This window comes from Streptomyces qinglanensis (assembly GCF_900111245.1).
Lineage (GTDB): Bacteria > Actinomycetota > Actinomycetes > Streptomycetales > Streptomycetaceae > Streptomyces > Streptomyces qinglanensis.
Genome location: NZ_FOGO01000016.1, coordinates 20,676 through 38,122, shown reverse-complemented (window position 1 = coordinate 38,122; position 17,447 = coordinate 20,676). Strand labels below are relative to the sequence as shown.

14 protein-coding genes are annotated in these 17,447 nt (G+C 71.5%); 4 read left to right on the top strand and 10 right to left on the bottom strand.

Annotated elements, in window-relative coordinates:
• Window positions 1-369: 369 nt before the first annotated feature.
• Genes BMX65_RS26745 through BMX65_RS26730 form a run of 4 tightly spaced genes read left to right on the top strand, consistent with a single transcriptional unit; the run spans window position 370 to window position 5,558 of the window.
• On the top strand, window positions 370-1,659 hold the full coding sequence (locus BMX65_RS26745; protein WP_075002928.1) for a helix-turn-helix domain-containing protein: 1,290 nt from the start codon (window positions 370-372) through the stop codon (window positions 1,657-1,659).
• 52 nt (window positions 1,660-1,711) lie between these two features.
• The gene (locus BMX65_RS26740; protein WP_075002927.1) at window positions 1,712-2,452 is read left to right on the top strand and encodes a toll/interleukin-1 receptor domain-containing protein; all 741 of its coding nucleotides are present in this window, start codon (window positions 1,712-1,714) and stop codon (window positions 2,450-2,452) included.
• A complete protein-coding gene (locus tag BMX65_RS26735; protein ID WP_075002926.1) occupies window positions 2,449-4,383 on the top strand; it encodes a hypothetical protein in 1,935 nt (644 codons plus the stop codon). Before BMX65_RS26740 ends, BMX65_RS26735 begins: the two co-directional genes overlap by 4 nt.
• Window positions 4,384-4,430: 47 nt before the next feature.
• The gene (locus BMX65_RS26730) at window positions 4,431-5,558 is read left to right on the top strand and encodes a hypothetical protein (protein WP_143081892.1); all 1,128 of its coding nucleotides are present in this window, start codon (window positions 4,431-4,433) and stop codon (window positions 5,556-5,558) included.
• A 115-nt stretch (window positions 5,559-5,673) separates the two neighbouring features.
• On the opposite strand, the gene metK is transcribed toward BMX65_RS26730, so the two are convergent.
• The 10 genes from metK to BMX65_RS26680 form a co-directional block, all read right to left on the bottom strand.
• On the bottom strand, window positions 5,674-6,882 hold the full coding sequence (metK, locus tag BMX65_RS26725; protein ID WP_075002924.1) for a methionine adenosyltransferase: 1,209 nt from the start codon (window positions 6,880-6,882) through the stop codon (window positions 5,674-5,676).
• Between the two features lie 371 nt (window positions 6,883-7,253).
• Window positions 7,254-8,507, bottom strand: a complete 1,254-nt coding sequence (gene coaBC / locus BMX65_RS26720) for a bifunctional phosphopantothenoylcysteine decarboxylase/phosphopantothenate--cysteine ligase CoaBC (protein WP_075002923.1) — start codon at window positions 8,505-8,507, stop codon at window positions 7,254-7,256.
• Between the two features lie 104 nt (window positions 8,508-8,611).
• The gene (rpoZ, locus tag BMX65_RS26715) at window positions 8,612-8,890 is read right to left on the bottom strand and encodes a DNA-directed RNA polymerase subunit omega (RefSeq protein WP_019356160.1); all 279 of its coding nucleotides are present in this window, start codon (window positions 8,888-8,890) and stop codon (window positions 8,612-8,614) included.
• A gap of 68 nt (window positions 8,891-8,958) precedes the next feature.
• Window positions 8,959-9,555: a guanylate kinase gene (gmk, locus tag BMX65_RS26710; protein ID WP_075002922.1), complete on the bottom strand. Its 597-nt coding sequence runs from the start codon at window positions 9,553-9,555 to the stop codon at window positions 8,959-8,961.
• A 37-nt stretch (window positions 9,556-9,592) separates the two neighbouring features.
• Window positions 9,593-9,916: an integration host factor gene (locus BMX65_RS26705; RefSeq protein ID WP_019356158.1), complete on the bottom strand. Its 324-nt coding sequence runs from the start codon at window positions 9,914-9,916 to the stop codon at window positions 9,593-9,595.
• Between the two features lie 317 nt (window positions 9,917-10,233).
• On the bottom strand, window positions 10,234-11,103 hold the full coding sequence (gene pyrF / locus BMX65_RS26700; protein ID WP_075002921.1) for an orotidine-5'-phosphate decarboxylase: 870 nt from the start codon (window positions 11,101-11,103) through the stop codon (window positions 10,234-10,236).
• On the bottom strand, window positions 11,100-12,215 hold the full coding sequence (locus BMX65_RS26695) for a quinone-dependent dihydroorotate dehydrogenase (RefSeq protein WP_075002920.1): 1,116 nt from the start codon (window positions 12,213-12,215) through the stop codon (window positions 11,100-11,102). The genes pyrF and BMX65_RS26695 overlap by 4 nt, the downstream gene beginning before the upstream one ends.
• Window positions 12,216-12,378: 163 nt before the next feature.
• Window positions 12,379-15,699: a carbamoyl-phosphate synthase large subunit gene (gene carB / locus BMX65_RS26690; RefSeq protein ID WP_075002919.1), complete on the bottom strand. Its 3,321-nt coding sequence runs from the start codon at window positions 15,697-15,699 to the stop codon at window positions 12,379-12,381.
• Window positions 15,692-16,846 carry a glutamine-hydrolyzing carbamoyl-phosphate synthase small subunit gene (carA, locus tag BMX65_RS26685; RefSeq protein WP_075002918.1) on the bottom strand — a complete coding sequence of 385 codons (1,155 nt, stop codon included), beginning with the start codon at window positions 16,844-16,846 and terminating at the stop codon, window positions 15,692-15,694. The genes carB and carA overlap by 8 nt, the downstream gene beginning before the upstream one ends.
• On the bottom strand, window positions 16,846-17,445 hold the full coding sequence (locus BMX65_RS26680; protein WP_075003013.1) for a PH-like domain-containing protein: 600 nt from the start codon (window positions 17,443-17,445) through the stop codon (window positions 16,846-16,848). Before BMX65_RS26680 ends, carA begins: the two co-directional genes overlap by 1 nt.
• Window positions 17,446-17,447 lie beyond the last annotated feature (2 nt).

The following is a 17,447-nucleotide window of genomic DNA, read 5'->3' as shown; positions in this document are numbered from 1 at the left end:
GGCCGGGCGGCGGACCTGAGCCGTCCCGGTGAGGCCCCGGCCCTGGCCTCGGACTGCCCGGACGGGTGCGGCCGGGCAGCCGCCGGCCACGCTCACCCACGCCTCCAGCGCAAGGAGTGAGCACGCGCTCCGCCGCTGAGAGGAATGCTCACGCCGAGTGTCGTCCTCTCGACTCGCCGTCCTCCCACTGCTTGCCTCGTTCCGGGGGCTGCCGGGGCCGCGAGGGACCCGCCCCCGGATCGGTGGGGCGGAAGGCGACGAAGGGAAACGGGAAACGCCCCACGCGCCTTGTCGACCCGGGCGTGCACGGCCAAAGCTGGGGATCCGGCGAGGGCCCCCTGCCCGGAAGGAGAGACTCGGAGGTCTTCAGTGCCACAGCCGGCCCACCAGCCGCCCCGCTTCGGTCCCGAACTCCGCAGGCTGCGCCTCGCGCGGGGATTCACACTCGGCCACCTCAGCCTTCTCGTCCACTACAGCAAGAGCCAACTGAGCAAGGTCGAACGCAGTCTCAAGTCCCCCTCCACCGAACTCGCCCGGTTGTGCGACTCCGCCCTCGGCGCCGAGGGCGCCCTCGCCGCACTCGCTCCCCCGCCCCGGGAGACACCGCCCGCCCCCACACCCGATTCCGGTTCCGATGGCGACGACATCTGGATGATGCAGATGGACCCCGATGGAAGCACATCCTTCGAACCCGTACCCCGCAGGGCGGTGATGGCCGCCGGTGCGGCGACTGTCATCCCGCTGGGCCAACCCGCCCCCCAGGCGGACAGTGCGGCGCTGCTCCGCACCGCCCACTCGCTCTTCGCCCACTACCGCCGCCTGGGCCAGAGCACGGGGCCCCAGCTCGTACTGCCGCCACTCATCGCACAGACTCACAGCCTCCGGGCCTCAGCCAGGCACGCGGGCCGCCACAGGGCCGCCCTGCTGTCCTTGGCCTCCCGTTACGCGGAGTACATCGGCTGGCTCGTACAGGAGAGCGGAGACGACCGGGGTGCCTTGTGGTGGACGGATCGCGCTGTGGAACTCGCCGCATCGGGCGGCGACCCGGAACTGGCCGCCTACGCTCTGGTCCGCCGTGGGCTGATCACGCTGTATCGGGGCGATGCGGCGCAGACCGTGGAATTGGCACAGCGGGCCCGGCAACTGGCGGACAGCGACCGGGTGCGCGGGCTGGCCGCCCAGCGGGAGGCGCAGGGGCACGCACTCGCCGGCGGTCACCGCGACTGCATGCGCCGCCTCGAGGAAGCTCGGACCCTGTTGGCCACTGCCGGCGCCACGCCCGCGGACAGCTCACCTCCCGGTGCACCGGTCATCGGCACCAGCACCCTCACCGATCCCGTGTCGATGATCACCGGCTGGTGTCTGCACGACCTCGGTCGGCCCGGCGAGGCCGCCGAAGTGCTGGACCGCGAGACGGCTGAACTCCCGCCCGACGCGCTCAGGTCGCAGGCCAGGTACGGGGTACGCCGCGCCCTCGCCCATGCCGCCGCGGGCGAGATCGACCATGCGTGCGCCCTTGTGCAAGCCCTCACGGCTGCGACAGATGCCGTCGCGTCCGCAACCATCACAACCGATCTGCGACGCCTTGCCATCACCTTGCGTCGACACCCGACCACGGCCGTCCAGAACCTTCTGCCCTGGCTGGCCTCGTACGTCTGATCCCTGCGCCCAGCGCTGTCTGAACATGACCCACCGGACAAGGAGCCCCGCCATGCCGCATGTCTTCGTCAACTACCGCACGGGAGACGGCGAACAAGCTGCCACCACCATCGCCCGCGACCTGACGCAGCGGTTCGGCGACGGACTGGTCTTCCGCGCCGGCGAATCGATCAGGCCCGGGCAGCTCTATCCCGACGAGCTGCTCGCTGCGGTGCGCCGCAGCGACGTCCTGCTGGCCCTGATCGGCCCACGGTGGGCCGAAGCGCCTGACACGGCTCATCCGGACCGCAGGGCTCTCGACAACGAGAAGGACTGGGTGCGCACGGAGCTGCTGGAATCGTTCTCCCGCCAGATCCCGGTGGTCCCCGTACTGCTCGGCAGGCGTTCCGAACGCCTCAGCGCCTCCGCCCTCCCCCGCCCGCTGACCCGCCTCGCCTATGTGCAGTCCCTCCGTTACGACAACCAGCAGGCATCCGGCGACCTGGGACGCATCGCCGAGGTCGTCTCCGAGTTGGTACCAGGACTGGTCGACCGCACAGCCCAGGACTCCCCCGCCGATCCCCTGCCCGGCGGAGTGGCGAACACGATGCACTCGGACGGCGACGGCAACATCCAAGCGCGCGACGTCACAGGCGGTCTCACCTCCACCGTCATCCACGATTCGCGAGGACCCGTCAACACCGGTCCCGGACCGCAGAACGTGCATCAGCCCCACATCGAGGGCGACGGCGCCACCTACACCGGCGGCGACCACAGGGGGGACGTCAAGCACCGGTTCGGGAAGCGTCGATGAGGGGACCCGTCACACACTTCGAAGGTTCCCACGGCCCGGTCAACTCCGGCGCCGGGGCCCAGCACATCTCGATCTACCAGGAGATCCGGGACTCCGCAGCGCCGGACCGGAGCGGCCGGAACCCGCGCCGGGCAGCCGCGCAGGAACTGCGCGGGCTCAGGCGACGGTTCGCACCCACCCCCGGCTGCGCCCGTGCCCGGCAGGTGCTGGAGGAGCAGCGCACGGTGCTGCTGAGTGCCCGGCCCGGACACGGAGCCTGCACGGCGGCCATGGCGCTGCTGTGCGAGCTGCCACAGGGTGCGGAGCGGTTCCGCGAACTGGTCGATCAGGCCGAAGAGGAGCATGGCACGGACCAGGCGCTCGATCCCGCACAGGTGGAAGAAGGCGCGGCCTTCCTGCTCGACCTGTCCGGCACGACGCGGCGCCGCTACACCGCATTCATGGCCGAGTTGCCGGGCTTCGTCCAAGTCGTACGGGATCGCGACGCGTGGCTCGCCGTCGTGCTGCCGCAGGAGTGGCAGACCGGATTCGACCCGCTGCTCCAGAGGCTGACGGCAAGGCTGGAACGCCCCGACCCGGTGCAGGTCCTGGGGGCGCACCTGCGCGAGTGCGGCATCCGGCCCGAACCCTCGCAACTGTCCGGGAAGGAATTGGGGCACCTGCTGGCAGGAGCCACCCTCGCCGAGGTGGTGGAACTGAGCGAGGGGATCAGGGCGGCTCGCGAGACGGCACCCGGCGAGAGCGGCTTCTCCGCCTGGCTCGACGTCGCCATGGCCGCCCGCGCACCCGAACTGCGGGACGTCGACAACCACATGGACAACCTGGAGAGCGGAGCACAGCGGGCTCTGCTGCTGGCCACTGCCCTGCTGCACGAGGCGCGGGCCGACACGATCCACGAGGCGGCGATCCGGCTGCTGCACGTCACGGAGCACCCACAGGTGACCACGCCGCCTCTCCAGCAGCGCACCTTGACCGCCCGGCTACGCGAGATCAGGGCCACGCGAGGGGCGGACGGACGGGTTCGGTTCGACGCGAGCGGATACCAGGAGCGGGTGCGCGCGTGGTTCTGGGACAACTACCCCCAGCTCCGCGCCCCGCTCGGCAACTGGATGGACGAAGCGGCAGACCTCCCGGCGCTGGGCACGGCCGACCGGTTGGCGCTCGTCACACGCTTCGCACGCGAGTGCCTGCGCACCGGGCCGCCGGAAGTCCTCAGCGGCCCAGCCGAACGCTGGACCCGGGCCGGCGCTTCCGCAGAGACACTGTCCATGGCGGCACGGGCGCTGGCGGAAGGAGTGGTGGATCCCCGGCACGGCAGCGCCTTCCGGCACCGGCTCTACGTCTGGTCCCAGGATGCGGCGCTGCCGACGTCGCGTGCACATGTCCTGATCGGGGTGTGCTCCGAGGTGCTGTCGCGTCGCTTCCCCGACCGAGCAATGGTCAGACTGCGCCATCTGAGCCGCCACCAGCACCCGGATGTGCGCAGGACCGCTCGTGAGGCCCTGTCACGCATCACGGCCTCGGACGACCGACTCTACAGAAGCCTGCTTCGCAGGCTGCGGGTCGCACACGACACTCGGGGGCGGCGCGATCTGGCCGTCTTCTTCCAGGTGGCCGATCCGTCGCGGCTGCCGGACGACGTCCCCTGGCGCACCCTGCTCGCCGACCACTGGGCAACAGCATTCGCCGCTCTTCCCCCTGGTGCCTGGGAAGAGTCACTGCGCGGCTGGCTGAATCAGGTCTGCTCACAACCGGCGGCGAGCAGGTTGGCACTCAGCAGCCTGGCCGCGGCATGCGCACGGCACCGGGCGGCCTTCGGGACCGTCTACGCCATCGCCTGCGCCTGGGCCGGTGGCGTCCCGGAACGTGTGCGCACCGTGGATGCGCTGTGGGCTTCCTGCCGGTCCGTGGCCGCCTCGCCCGCGGGCTGAGAGCCGCGCGCCGCCTCCGCACCACACCCGACGTTCGAGGAGACTTCATGAGCTCTGGTCACAAGACGGTGGCCGGATTCTGCACCGTTCTGCTGAGCCTCGTTCTGGTCATCACCGGCCTCGCCATGCGCTGGCCCGCGTGGGGCTGGGGCACGGCAGCGGCGCTCCTGGCAGTCGCCGTGGCCGTTGTGCCACGTCTCACCGCACCGGCCGTCGACCCGCTCTCCGCGGAGTTCACGACCGAGCCCGACCGGCCCACGGACCCACCCGAGCGCCGGGAACAGCGCGTGACGGATGCGGTGCTTCCGTCCGCCGCAGAGGACTACGACTTCCGTTTCTCGGCCACCGTGCGCTGGTGTCCGCAAGAAGCGCCGAAGGGCAGCGCACCGTTCTCGCCGTCGGGCGTCGCCATCGGCGCGGTGCTGGAGCGAGCGCGCGAGATCACTGAGACCTGCCGGCCGCAGCGAAGCTCACTGGCTCAGCACCGGTTGGTCGGCGAGCTGGCGGTGATGCTCCCGGATCCCGGGGGCAGGCTTCTCGTCATGGCGGAGGAGGTGACCCTGACGCTGACGGAGCCGGACACGGCGCGCCTGCGCAAGCTCTCCACCGTCCGCAAGGACGAAGCGCTGTGGTCGCACGAGCGCAGGTACGAGCAGGACCGGCGCGACTACCTGGGCAAGGACGTGCTGCAGGACACCGGAACCGCCGTGGTGTGGTGGCTGGCGAAGAACGAGGACCAGATCCACAAGGCCGTCGGTGACCTGGGAGTGCTCGCGCAGCTCTCCGCAGCCGCCAACGACCGGGATGTCCCGGAGCGCTACGCCCACTGGGTGCCGGCGCAGCCGGAGGGCCACCAGGCGCACGGTCCGGCACCGGACGGCGACGCACCGCACTCGAACCACCCGTTGGAGGTACCTGGAGCAGTGGGGCCGGGTACCCCGCCGGTGAACGCCTTCGAACGGCTCCTGGACGCGTTGGGGGTACCGGCCGGTCACGAAGACGCGGGGGTTCTTGCCCGCGCGCTCCACGAGGGGGCGGTCCAAGTGGGCCGGGAGGGCGCGATCGAGAGCGTGCGGCACCGATTCGACCCGGCGACGGTCGAGGTCCCGGGTCTCGACACGGCCCCGGAAGTGCAGGAAGAGGGCAGCGGACAGGAGGGCAGGCCCGGGAGCTGACACCCCGGCCGCAGACGTCCGGACGCGCCGGAGGCCCGGCACCCCGCCAGCATGGGGTGCCGGGCCTCCGACGGTCGAACGGAGGGATTGCTGACGATACCGACGCGGCGGTGGGTCAGAGCCCGACTGCCTTGCGCAGGGCGTCGACCCGGTCGGTGCGCTCCCAGGTGAAGTCGGGCAGCGCCCGGCCGAAGTGCCCGTAGGCGGCCGTCTGCGAGTAGATGGGACGCAGCAGGTCGAGGTCGCGGATGATCGCGGCCGGGCGGAGGTCGAAGACCTCGGAGATGGCCTGCTCGATCTTCTCGTGGTCCACCGCGGCGGTGCCGAAGGTCTCCACGAAGAGACCGACCGGCTCGGCCTTGCCGATGGCGTAGGCGACCTGGACCTCGCAGCGGGTGGCGAGGCGGGCGGCCACCACGTTCTTGGCGACCCAGCGCATCGCGTAGGCGGCGGAGCGGTCGACCTTGGACGGGTCCTTGCCGGAGAAGGCGCCGCCACCGTGGCGGGCCATACCGCCGTAGGTGTCGATGATGATCTTCCGGCCGGTGAGTCCGGCGTCACCCATCGGGCCGCCGATCTCGAAGCGGCCGGTCGGGTTGACCAGCAGCCGGTAGCCCTCGGTCTCCAGCTTGATGCCCTCGTCCACCAGGGCCTTCAGCTCGGGCTCGACGACGAACTCGCGGATGTCGGGTGCGAGCAGCGAGTCGAGGTCGATGTCGGCTGCGTGCTGCGAGGAGACCACGACGGTGTCCAGCCGCACGGCCTTGTCGCCGTCGTACTCGATGGTCACCTGCGTCTTCCCGTCCGGGCGCAGGTAGGGGATCGTGCCGTTCTTGCGGACGGCGGAGAGCCGCTCCGAGAGCCGGTGCGCCAGAGTGATCGGCAGCGGCATGAACTCGGCGGTCTCGTCGCAGGCGTAGCCGAACATCAGGCCCTGGTCGCCGGCGCCCTGCTCGTCGAGCTCGTCCTCGTCGCCCTCGACGCGCTTCTCGTAGGCGGTGTCGACGCCCTGCGCGATGTCGGGCGACTGGGCGCCGATCGACTCCGAGACGCCGCAGGAGGCGCCGTCGAAGCCCTTCTTGGAGGAGTCGTATCCGATCTCGAGGACCTTGTTGCGCACGAGGGTCGAAATCGGGGCGTATGCCTTGGTCGTCACCTCTCCGGCCACGTGCACGAGACCGGTGGTGATCAGTGTCTCGACGGCGACCCTGGAGTGCGGGTCTTCCTTGAGGAGGGCGTCGAGGATGGTGTCGCTGATCTGGTCAGCGATCTTGTCAGGGTGACCCTCGGTCACAGATTCCGAGGTGAACAAGCGGCGCGACACATCGCTCCCTGGGGTTGCAGCGGCTGCTGGCTGAGCATGGGCGGACCGGTCGGGGGCTGCGCCCAAGCACGGTCCGCGGCCAGTTTATCCATCTCCACCCGCATCCAATCACGGACTCTCGAACTACGAGACGACCATGACCTGCTCGATCCGGACTTCAGGAGCACCGGAAGGGCACGGGAGATCTGGATATGTCAGGGCGTGTCGGACAGCGAAGATGCTGGTCAAGAGCGCCGTTCCAGCCGCGTTCGACGGCTTCCGGCCCACTCGGTCACCCTGTCGACATTTCCGGTGCGCCCGCGGCGGAAGCGATGATTCCGCGTCCACTCCTCGGGACAGCCACCCCGCCGCACCGGACCGGGCGTCCCGGCTCAGTCCTCGGAGAGCCCCGGAAACCGCTCGGCGATCAGGTCCCACACCGTCTCCGCGAGCGCCTCCTTCGGCCCGTGCGGAACCGGCGTCTCGCTACCGTCGGTGCCCAGCACCACGGCCTCGTTCTCCTCCGAGCCGAAGGTCCTGCTCTCCCCCACCTCGTTGACGACCAGCAGGTCGCAGCCCTTGGCGGCGAGCTTGGCGCGGCCGTGCTCCAGCACCCGGTCCGTCTCGGCCGCGAAGCCGACCACGAGCTGGCCGGGGCGGGGCCGGTGCGCGGCGAGCTCGGCGAGGATGTCGGGGTTCCGGGCGAGCGCCAGCGGCTCGGGCTCCTGACCGGCCTTCTTCTTGATCTTCCCGGTGGCGTAGGCGGCCGGGCGGAAGTCGGCGACCGCTGCGGCCATCACCACGGCGTCCGCGTCGGCGGCCGCCGCGGTCACGGCGGTCCGCAGCTCCTCGGCGCTGCCCACCCGCACCAGGTCCACGCCTGCCGGGTCCGGCAGCGCGCTGTTGGCGGACACGAGCGTCACCCGCGCCCCGCGGGCCGCGGCGGTGCGGGCGAGCGCGTACCCCTGCTTGCCGGAGGAGCGGTTGCCCAGGAAGCGCACCGGATCGAGCGGCTCGCGGGTGCCGCCCGCGGTGACGACGACATGGCGTCCCGCGAGGTCGGGGCCGACTCCGGCCGCTCCGCGCTGCAGCACCCGCCGGCACACCTCGAAGAGCGCTTCCGGGTCCGGCAGCCGGCCCTTGCCGGTGTCCTTCCCGGTCAGCCGGCCGACGGCGGGCTCGACGACCAGGGCGCCACGGCGCCGCAGCGTGGCGACGTTCTCCCGGGTGGCGGGGTGCTCCCACATCTCGGTGTGCATCGCGGGGGCGAAGACGACGGGGCAGCGCGCGGTGAGCAGGGTGTTGGTGAGCAGGTCGTCGGCGAGTCCGTGCGCGGCCTTGGCCAGCAGGTCCGCGGTCGCGGGGGCGACGACGACGAGGTCGGCGCCCTGACCGGTCCGGACGTGCGGCACCTCGTGCACCGTGTCCCACACCTCGGTGGCCACCGGGTGGCCGGTCAGCGCCGACCAGGTGGCGGCGCCGACGAAGTGCAGCGCCGAGGCAGTGGGCACCGCCTGCACGTCGTGCCCGCTCTCGGTGAGGCGCCGGGCCAGCTCGCACGCCTTGTAGGCGGCGATGCCGCCGCTCACTCCCAGCACGACCCTCGGCTTGCCGGCTGCCGTCCGGCCGTCCCACTGCTGCGTCACTCGTCTCTCCCCACATGCCCGTACACGTGCCGTCCTGCCCTTATGACACACCAGGGGCCCGGCAGCCGCGCTGCCGGGCCCCTGGTGGAAGTGGTGCCGACCGGCTACGGGACGACCGGCGGAGCCTCCACGGGCTCGGAGGTGAGAAGTCCGGCGTTGATCTCGCGGAGTGCGATGGACAGCGGCTTCTCGTGCACGTGGGTGTCCACCAGCGGGCCGACGTACTCCAGGAGGCCCTCACCGAGCTGGGAGTAGTACGCGTTGATCTGACGCGCGCGCTTGGCGGCGTAGATGACGAGGCTGTACTTCGAGTCGGTGGCCTCGAGCAGCTCATCAATCGGCGGGTTGATGATGCCCTCGGGCGTGGTGATGGAAGAGGACACTCTCTGCCTTCCGAAGGGTGGATGGAGCGGGAATCGACGCACGGGCAGCGCGCCGGGCGCGCTGGAGGTCAGCCGATACGCATCAAGGCTAGCAGCTCAGCGCTTACCTCCTCGACCGAGGTGTTGACCAGGGTCCGGTCGAACTCGGACTCGGCCGCCAGCTCGGTGCGGGCCGCCTCCAGCCGGCGCTCGATGACCTCGGGCGCCTCGGTGCCCCGGCCGGTCAGCCTCCTGACCAGCTCCTCCCAGCTCGGAGGGGCCAGGAAGACGAGCTGCGCCTCGGGCATGGACTGCTGGACGAGCCGGGCGCCCTGCAGGTCGATCTCCAGCAGGACGGGCTCCCCCCGTTCGAGGTGCTCCAGTACCGCTCCCCGGGGGGTGCCGTAGCGGTTGCCCGCGAACTCCGCCCATTCGAGCAGGTCGCCGTTGGCGATCAGCTTGTCGAACTCCTCGTCGTCCACGAAGAAGTACTGCACACCGTGCCGCTCGCCCGGACGGGGCCTGCGGGTGGTGGCGGAGACGGAGAGCCAGACCTCTGGGTGCGCCTTGCGCAGGTGTGCGACGACCGTGCTCTTGCCGACCCCGGAGGGGCCGGAGAGCACGGTCAGTCGCGATGTGCCGACCGGGGGTGCCGGGGTCTCCCCCCGGGGAACTGCAGAACTCATGCAGTGATTATCCCGGTTTACGGGAGTGCCCGGGACCTCAGGCGTTGGCGCCGCCGAACTCGCGCTCCAGCGCGGCGATCTGGTTGGACCCCAGACCGCGGACCCGGCGGCTCTCGGAGATCCCCAGCCGCTCCATGATCTGCTTGGCGCGGACCTTGCCGACGCCGGGCAGGGACTCCAGGAGCGCGGAGACCTTCATCTTGCCGATCACGTCGTTTTCCTGGCCCTGCTTGATGACCTCGTGCAGGGACGCGCCGGAGTGCTTGAGCCGGTTCTTGACCTCGGCGCGCTCCCGGCGAGCCGCGGCGGCCTTTTCGAGCGCGGCTGCGCGCTGTTCAGGGGTAAGGGGCGGAAGAGCCACGCCTGCGTCACCTCGGATGTCGAACTGTCGGATACGGATCGGTGAGGAACCTAGTAGGCCCGCACCTGCGGAGCAACGAGCAACGCGCCTGTTGGCGGTGCTCTGGACGGAGACTAGCGGGCATGAGCCCCGGAGTCAGCGAGAACAGACGAAAAGTCCAGGTCAGCCTCTGCCGACCCGGACTTTTCGGGACATAATTGGCGCGTTTTCAGCTCTCAGCGTGGGATCTTGGAAGCCGCGCGGCCCGAGCTGCACCGGGACCCGGCACGGAAAGCGGCCCGATCCGGTGCGCGGAGCGCCCCCGAAACCACGACGGCTCAGGTCACGGCAGCACGGACCGCGTCCGCGAACGCCGCCGCGGAATTTCTCAGTCCGGTTTCGTCGGGCCCGTGCCGGAGCACACCCCGGCTGACGCTCGGCACCACGTTGCCGACCGCGTCCCCGAAGACCGCGGGCAGGTCCGCCGGGGTCGCCCCCTGCGCCCCGATGCCCGGCGCGAGCAGCGGGCCGTTCACCGCCAGGTCGAACGCCGACAGATCACCGAGCGTGGCGCCGACGACCGCGCCGAAGGAGCCCAGCGGCTCGGCGCCCGCGTTCCGCTCCGCCAATCGGCGCAGCACTGTCGCCGCGACCGTGGAGCCGCCCTCGCCGACCGCGCGCTGCACCTCCCGCCCCTCCGGGTTGGAGGTGAGCGCCAGCACGAAGAGCCCCGCACCGCCGGCCGCGGCCGCCTCGGCGGCCGGGGCCAGCGCGCCGAACCCCAGGTAGGGGCTCACGGTGAGCGCGTCGGAGAAGAGCGGGCTGCCCGGGTCGAGGTAGGCCGCGGCGTAGGCGTCCATGGTGGAGCCGATGTCGCCGCGCTTGGCGTCCATCACGACCAGCGCCCCGGCCTCCCGGGCCTCGGTCACCGTGCGCTCCAGCACGGCGACGCCGCGCGAGCCGAAGCGTTCGTAGAACGCCGACTGCGGCTTGAGCACGGCCACCCGGTCGGCCAGCGCCGCCACGACGGTGCGGCTGAACCGCTCCAGCCCCGCGACGTCGTCCGCCAGGCCCCAGGCGTGCAGCAGGGAGGCGTGCGGGTCGATCCCCACGCACAGCGGCCCCCGGGTGTCCATGGCGCGGCGCAGTCGCGCCCCGAAGGGCTCCGGGACCCCGAAGCCTCCGGCGGCCGTCCCCTGAGCTGTCATGCGGCGCCCTCCTGGCGGCGGTGTTCGGCGCCGACGGCCTCGGCGAGAGTGGCGTACGGGCTGGCCGCCAGCAGGCGGGCCAGTCCCCGGTGCATCCGGCGCATCCAGAACGGGCCCTCGTACAGGAACGCCGTGTACCCCTGCACCAGGGTGGCGCCCGCCAGAATGCGGCGCCAGGCGTCCTCGGCGGTGCCGACACCGCCGACGCCGACCAGTACCAGCCGGTCGCCGACCCGCGCGTAGAGCCGCCGCAGCACCTCCAGCGAGCGGTCGGCGACCGGTGCGCCGGACAGCCCGCCGGTCTCGGCTGCCAGCTCCGGGGCGCAGGTGAGGCCGAGCCCGTCCCGGGCGACCGTGGTGTTGGTCGCGATGATCCCGTCCAGGCCCAGTTCGACGGCCAGGTCGGCGACGGCGTCGATGTCCTCGTCCGCCAGGTCGGGCGCGATCTTGACCAGGAGCGGGACGCGCCGCGCGGGCACGGCGCGGTCGGCCGCCTCCCGTACGGCGGTCAGCAGCGGCCGCAGGTGCTCGGTGGCCTGCAGGTTCCGCAGGCCGGGAGTGTTGGGCGAGGAGACGTTGACGACCAGGTAGTCGGCGTGCGGCGCCAGCGCCTCGGTGGAGGTCACGTAGTCGGCGACCGCCTCGGACTCCGGAACGGCCTTCGTCTTGCCGATGTTGACGCCCAGCGTCGGGCGGAAGACGGGCTGCCGGGCGGCCAGCCGCGCGGCGACGGCGGCCGCGCCCTCGTTGTTGAAGCCCATCCGGTTGATCAGCGCGCGGTCCTCGACCAGGCGGAACAGCCGCTTCTTCGGGTTGCCCGGCTGGGCGCTGCCGGTGACGGTACCGACCTCGACGTGGTCGAAGCCGAGCATGGCGAGCCCGTCGATCCCCTCCGCGTTCTTGTCGAACCCGGCGGCGAGGCCGAACGGGCCGTGCATGCGGCGGCCCAGCGCCTCGACGCGGAGGCGCCGGTCGCGCGGGGCGAGTGCCGCTGCCGCGAAGGTGCGGAGCACGGGGGTGGCCGCCGCCCTGCGGATCCAGGAGAAGGCCAGGTGGTGGGCCCGCTCGGGGTCCATGCGGCAGAAGACGGTACGGAAGAGGAGTCTGTACATGTGGGAGGGGTTCCTGTGAGGGGAGCCGGGCGGCCCGCCCGTCCCGCCCCGGGACCGTGCGGGACGGCGCCGCAGGGCCGCCCGGACGCGGGGGTCCGGGCGGGGTCCGGCTCGGCGGGCGCCTCCGGGGCTCCGGACGGGGACGGGACGGACGGGACCGGGGTCAGCTCCTGCGGGAGGCGACCAGGTGCCGGGCGTGCTCTTGCAGCGAGCGCACGCTGACCTCGTCGCGGGCCATCGCGTCGATGCCCTGCACGGCGGCGGCCAGTGCCTGCACGGTCGTCAGGCAGGGAACCGCCCGGGCGACGGCCGCCGTGCGGATGTCGTAGCCGTCCAGCCGGCCGCCCGTGCCGTACGGCGTGTTCACGATCAGGTCGACCTCGCCGTCGTGGATGAGCTGCACGATGGTCGGCTCCCCGGCCGGGCCGGTGCCCTGGCTCTGCTTGCGGACCACGGTGGCGTTGATCCCGTTGCGCTTGAGGACCTCCGCGGTACCGGAGGTCGCCAGCAGCTCGAAGCCCATGGCCACCAGCTCCCGCGCCGGGAAGATCAGCGAGCGCTTGTCCCGGTTGGCGACCGAGACGAACGCCCGGCCCTTGCCCGGCAGGGCCCCGTACGCAGCGGCCTGGGACTTGGCGTAGGCGGTGCCGAACACCGAGTCGATGCCCATCACCTCGCCGGTCGAGCGCATCTCCGGGCCCAGCACGGTGTCCACGCCGCGGCCCTGCACATCGCGGAACCTGCTCCAGGGCATGACCGCCTCCTTGACGGAGATCGGCGCGTCCAGCGGCAGGTCGCCGCCGTCGCCCTCGGCCGGCAGCAGGCCCTCGGCGCGCAGCTCGGCGAGGGTGGCGCCCAGCGACACCCGGGCCGCGGCCTTCGCGAGCGGAACGGCGGTGGCCTTGGAGGTGAACGGCACCGTGCGGGAGGCGCGCGGATTGGCCTCCAGCACGTAGAGGATGTCGCCGGCCATCGCGAACTGGATGTTGATCAGTCCCCGCACCCCGACCCCGCGGGCGATGGCCTCGGTGGAGGCGCGCAGCCGCTTGATGTCGTAGCCGCCGAGGGTGATCGGGGGCAGCGCGCAGGCGGAGTCGCCCGAGTGGATGCCCGCCTCCTCGATGTGCTCCATGACGCCGCCGAGGTAGAGCTCGTGGCCGTCGTAGAGGGCGTCCACGTCGATCTCGATGGCGTCGTCGAGGAACCGGTCGATGAGGACCGGATGCTGCTCGATCAGCCCGGCGTGCCGCTCCAGGTAGGACTCCAGCGACGCCTCGTCGTAGACGATCTCCATGCCGCGGCCGCCCAGCACGTAGGAGGGGCGGACCATGACGGGGTAGTTGATCTCGGCGGCGATGCCCTTGGCCTGCTCGAAGGAGAAGGCCGTGCCGTACTTGGGGGCGGGCAGTCCGGCCTCGGTGAGCACCCGGCCGAACGCGCCGCGCTCCTCGGCCAGCTCGATGGCCTCCGGCGAGGTGCCGACGATGGGCACGCCGTTGTCCTTGAGCGCCTGGGCGAGCCCCAGCGGGGTCTGGCCGCCGAGCTGGACGAGCACTCCGGCGACCGGGCCGGCCTGCTGCTCGGCGTGGACGACCTCCAGGACGTCCTCCAGGGTGAGCGGCTCGAAGTAGAGCCGGTCGGAGGTGTCGTAGTCGGTGGAGACGGTCTCCGGGTTGCAGTTGACCATCACGGTCTCGTACCCGGCGTCGCCCAGCGCGAAGGAGGCGTGGACGCACGAGTAGTCGAACTCGATGCCCTGGCCGATGCGGTTGGGCCCGGAGCCGAGGATGATCACCGCGGGCTTCTCGCGGGGTGCGACCTCGCTCTCCTCGTCGTAGGAGGAGTAGAAGTACGGCGTCCGGGCGGCGAACTCGGCCGCGCAGGTGTCCACGGTCTTGTAGACGGGGCGGATGCCCAGCGCGTGCCGCACCTCGCGCACCACGTCCTCGCGGAGCGAGCGGACGGCGGCGATCTGCGCGTCCGAGAAGCCGTGCCGCTTCGCCTCTGCGAACATCGCCGGGCTCAGCTCGGGGGCAGCGGCGATCTCGTCGGCCGTCTCCTTGACGAGGAAGAGCTGGTCGATGAACCAGGGGTCGATCTTCGTCGCGTCGAAGACCTCCTGCGCCGTGGCGCCGGCCCGGATGGCGGCCATCACGGTGTTGATCCGGCCGTCGGTGGGGCGCTCGGCCTCGACGAGCAGCTCGGCCTTGTCGCCGAGCTCGGCGACCGGGGTGGCGAAGTCGAACTGGCTGTCCTTCTTCTCCAGCGAGCGCAGCGCCTTGTTCAGCGCCTCGGTGAAGTTCCGGCCGATGGCCATGGCCTCGCCGACCGACTTCATGGTGGTGGTCAGCCGGGAGTCCGCGGCGGGGAACTTCTCGAAGGCGAACCGGGGGGCCTTGACCACGACGTAGTCGAGCGTGGGCTCGAAGGAGGCCGGGGTCTCCTCGGTGATGTCGTTGGGGATCTCGTCCAGCGTGTAGCCCACCGCGAGCTTCGCGGCGATCTTCGCGATGGGGAAGCCGGTGGCCTTGGAGGCGAGCGCCGAGGACCGGGAGACCCGCGGGTTCATCTCGATGACGACGATGCGGCCGTCGGCGGGGTTGACGGCGAACTGGATGTTGCAGCCGCCGGTGTCGACGCCGACCTCGCGGATGACCGCGATCCCGATGTCCCGGAGGATCTGGTACTCGCGGTCGGTGAGCGTCATCGCGGGCGCGACGGTGATCGAGTCGCCGGTGTGCACGCCCATCGGGTCGAAGTTCTCGATGGAGCAGACGACCACGACGTTGTCGTTGTGGTCGCGCATCAGCTCCAGCTCGTACTCCTTCCAGCCGAGGATGGACTCCTCCAGGAGCACCTCGGTGGTGGGCGAGAGGGTGAGGCCCTGTCCGGCGATGCGGCGCAGCTCCTCCTCGTCGTGGGCGAAGCCGGAGCCGGCGCCGCCCATGGTGAAGGAGGGGCGTACGACGACCGGGTAGCCGCCGAGTTCCTCGACGCCGCTCAGCACGTCGTCCATGGAGTGGCAGATGTAGGAGCGCGCGGACTCGCCGTGCCCGATCTTGCCGCGGACGGCCTCGACGACCTCCTTGAACCGGTCCCGGTCCTCGCCCTTGTTGATGGCGTCGACGTTGGCGCCGATCAGCTCGACGCCGTGGGCGTCCAGGGTGCCCGCCTCGTGCAGGGAGATCGCGGTGTTGAGCGCCGTCTGGCCGCCGAGGGTGGGCAGCAGCGCATCGGGGCGCTCCTTGGCGATGATCTTCTCGACGAAGTCGGGAGTGATCGGTTCGACGTAGGTGGCGTCGGCGATCTCCGGGTCGGTCATGATCGTGGCCGGGTTGGAGTTGACCAGGATCACGCGCAGGCCCTCGGCCTTGAGCACGCGGCACGCCTGGGTGCCGGAGTAGTCGAACTCGGCGGCCTGCCCGATGACGATCGGTCCTGAGCCGATGACCAGGACGGACTGGATATCGGTGCGCTTAGGCACGCTGGTCCTCCATGAGCTTGACGAAGCGGTCGAACAGGTAGGCGGCGTCGTGCGGTCCCGCTGCCGCTTCGGGGTGGTACTGGACGCTGAAGACGGGCCTGTCGAGGAGCTGCAGCCCCTCGACCACGCCGTCGTTCAGACAGACGTGCGAGACCTCGGCACGTCCGTAGGGGGTCTCGGTGACGCGGTCGAGCGGCGCGTCCACGGCGAAGCCGTGGTTGTGCGCGGTGACCTCGACCTTGCCGGTCGTACGGTCCTGTACGGGCTGGTTGATCCCGCGGTGGCCGTACTTGAGTTTGAAGGTGCCGAACCCGAGGGCGCGGCCGAGGATCTGGTTGCCGAAGCAGATGCCGAACAGCGGGGTGCCGCGGTCCAGGACCTCGCGCATCAGGGCCACCGGGTGCTCGGCGGTGGCCGGGTCACCGGGGCCGTTGGAGAAGAAGACGCCGTCGGGCGCCACGGCGTAGAGGTCCTCGGCCGTGGCGGTGGCGGGGAGCACGTGCACCTCCGCACCGCGCTCGGCCATCCGCTGCGGGGTCATGCCCTTGATGCCGAGGTCGACCGCCGCCACGGTGAAGCGCTTCTCGCCGACCGCGGGGACCACGTACGCCTGCCGGGTCGCGACCTCGCCCGCGAGGTCGGCGCCCTTCATCGCGGGCGCTTCCCGCACCCGGGCCAGCAGCTTCTCCTCGCCGTCCGCGCAGGCCCCGCCGGAGAAGATCCCGACGCGCATGGCGCCGCGCTCGCGCAGGTGGCGGGTGAGGGCGCGGGTGTCGACTCCGCTGATGCCCACCACGCCCTGGTCGCGCAGCTCCTGGTCCAGGGTGCGGGTGGCACGCCAGTTGGAGGGGGTGCGCGCGGGGTCGCGGACGACGTAGCCGGCCACCCAGATGCGGGCCGACTCGGGGTCCTCGTCGTTGACGCCGGTGTTGCCGACGTGCGGGGCCGTCATGACGACGACCTGGCGGTGGTAGGAGGGGTCGGTGAGGGTCTCCTGGTACCCGGTCATCCCGGTGGAGAACACGGCTTCGCCGAAGGTCTCCCCCACGGCCCCGTAGGCGCGCCCGCGGAAGGTGCGGCCGTCCTCCAGGACGAGAAGGGCGGGTTCCGCCGTGGTTCCGGTCGCTCCCCTGGTGGAGGTCGTCATCATGCGCCTTCCTTGTGCTGCTGCATTGCCGCGACGCCGTTGTCGCCGCACATTGTGTTGATCTTCTCGACCCATCGGACCTGGTCGGCCGAGTGGTCGAGGCGGAATCCGGAGTCCAGCCGCCGTCCGCCGTGCTCCCAGGTGACGACCAGCAGGCCGCCCTCGGTGAGCACCTTGCCGGCGATGCCGGTGTCGAGGCGGGCGCCGCGCAGCCGGTCGGCGGGGACGAAGAAGTCCTGCGCCGCGGGCCGGAGGGCGTCCAGTCCCCGCGCGGTGAGCGTCAGCTCGGCGCGGCTGCGGGTGCCCAGACCGTGCGCGACGATCCGGTCGAGCCACTGGCCCGCGCTCGTGGAGCCGTGGTAGCGGCCGGTGGCGGTCAGCAGCGGCTCGCCGGTGTGCTCGGGCCGCTGCGGCAGCTCCGGCAGGTCGCCCTGGAGGGTGCCGCGCCACTTCCAGCCCTGCCGCATCAGCCAGTAGAGGAGCGCGATGAACAGGAGGAGGCCCACGACCCAGCCGATCCGGGCGGCCCAGTCGGTGACCTGCTGCGACTTCTGCTCGGCGGCGAGGCCGAGCAGGGGGAGGTTGGTTGTTGCACTCACAC

Coding starts and splice junctions, on each gene's coding strand:
- BMX65_RS26735 (WP_075002926.1), top strand. CDS start 2,449: ATGAGGGGACCCGTCACACACTTCGAAGGTTCCCACGGCCCGGTCAAC.
- BMX65_RS26730 (WP_143081892.1), top strand. CDS start 4,431: ATGAGCTCTGGTCACAAGACGGTGGCCGGATTCTGCACCGTTCTGCTG.
- pyrF (WP_075002921.1), bottom strand. CDS start 11,103: ATGACAGCTCAGGGGACGGCCGCCGGAGGCTTCGGGGTCCCGGAGCCC.
- BMX65_RS26740 (WP_075002927.1), top strand. CDS start 1,712: ATGCCGCATGTCTTCGTCAACTACCGCACGGGAGACGGCGAACAAGCT.
- gmk (WP_075002922.1), bottom strand. CDS start 9,555: ATGAGTTCTGCAGTTCCCCGGGGGGAGACCCCGGCACCCCCGGTCGGC.
- BMX65_RS26695 (WP_075002920.1), bottom strand. CDS start 12,215: ATGTACAGACTCCTCTTCCGTACCGTCTTCTGCCGCATGGACCCCGAG.
- carA (WP_075002918.1), bottom strand. CDS start 16,846: ATGACGACCTCCACCAGGGGAGCGACCGGAACCACGGCGGAACCCGCC.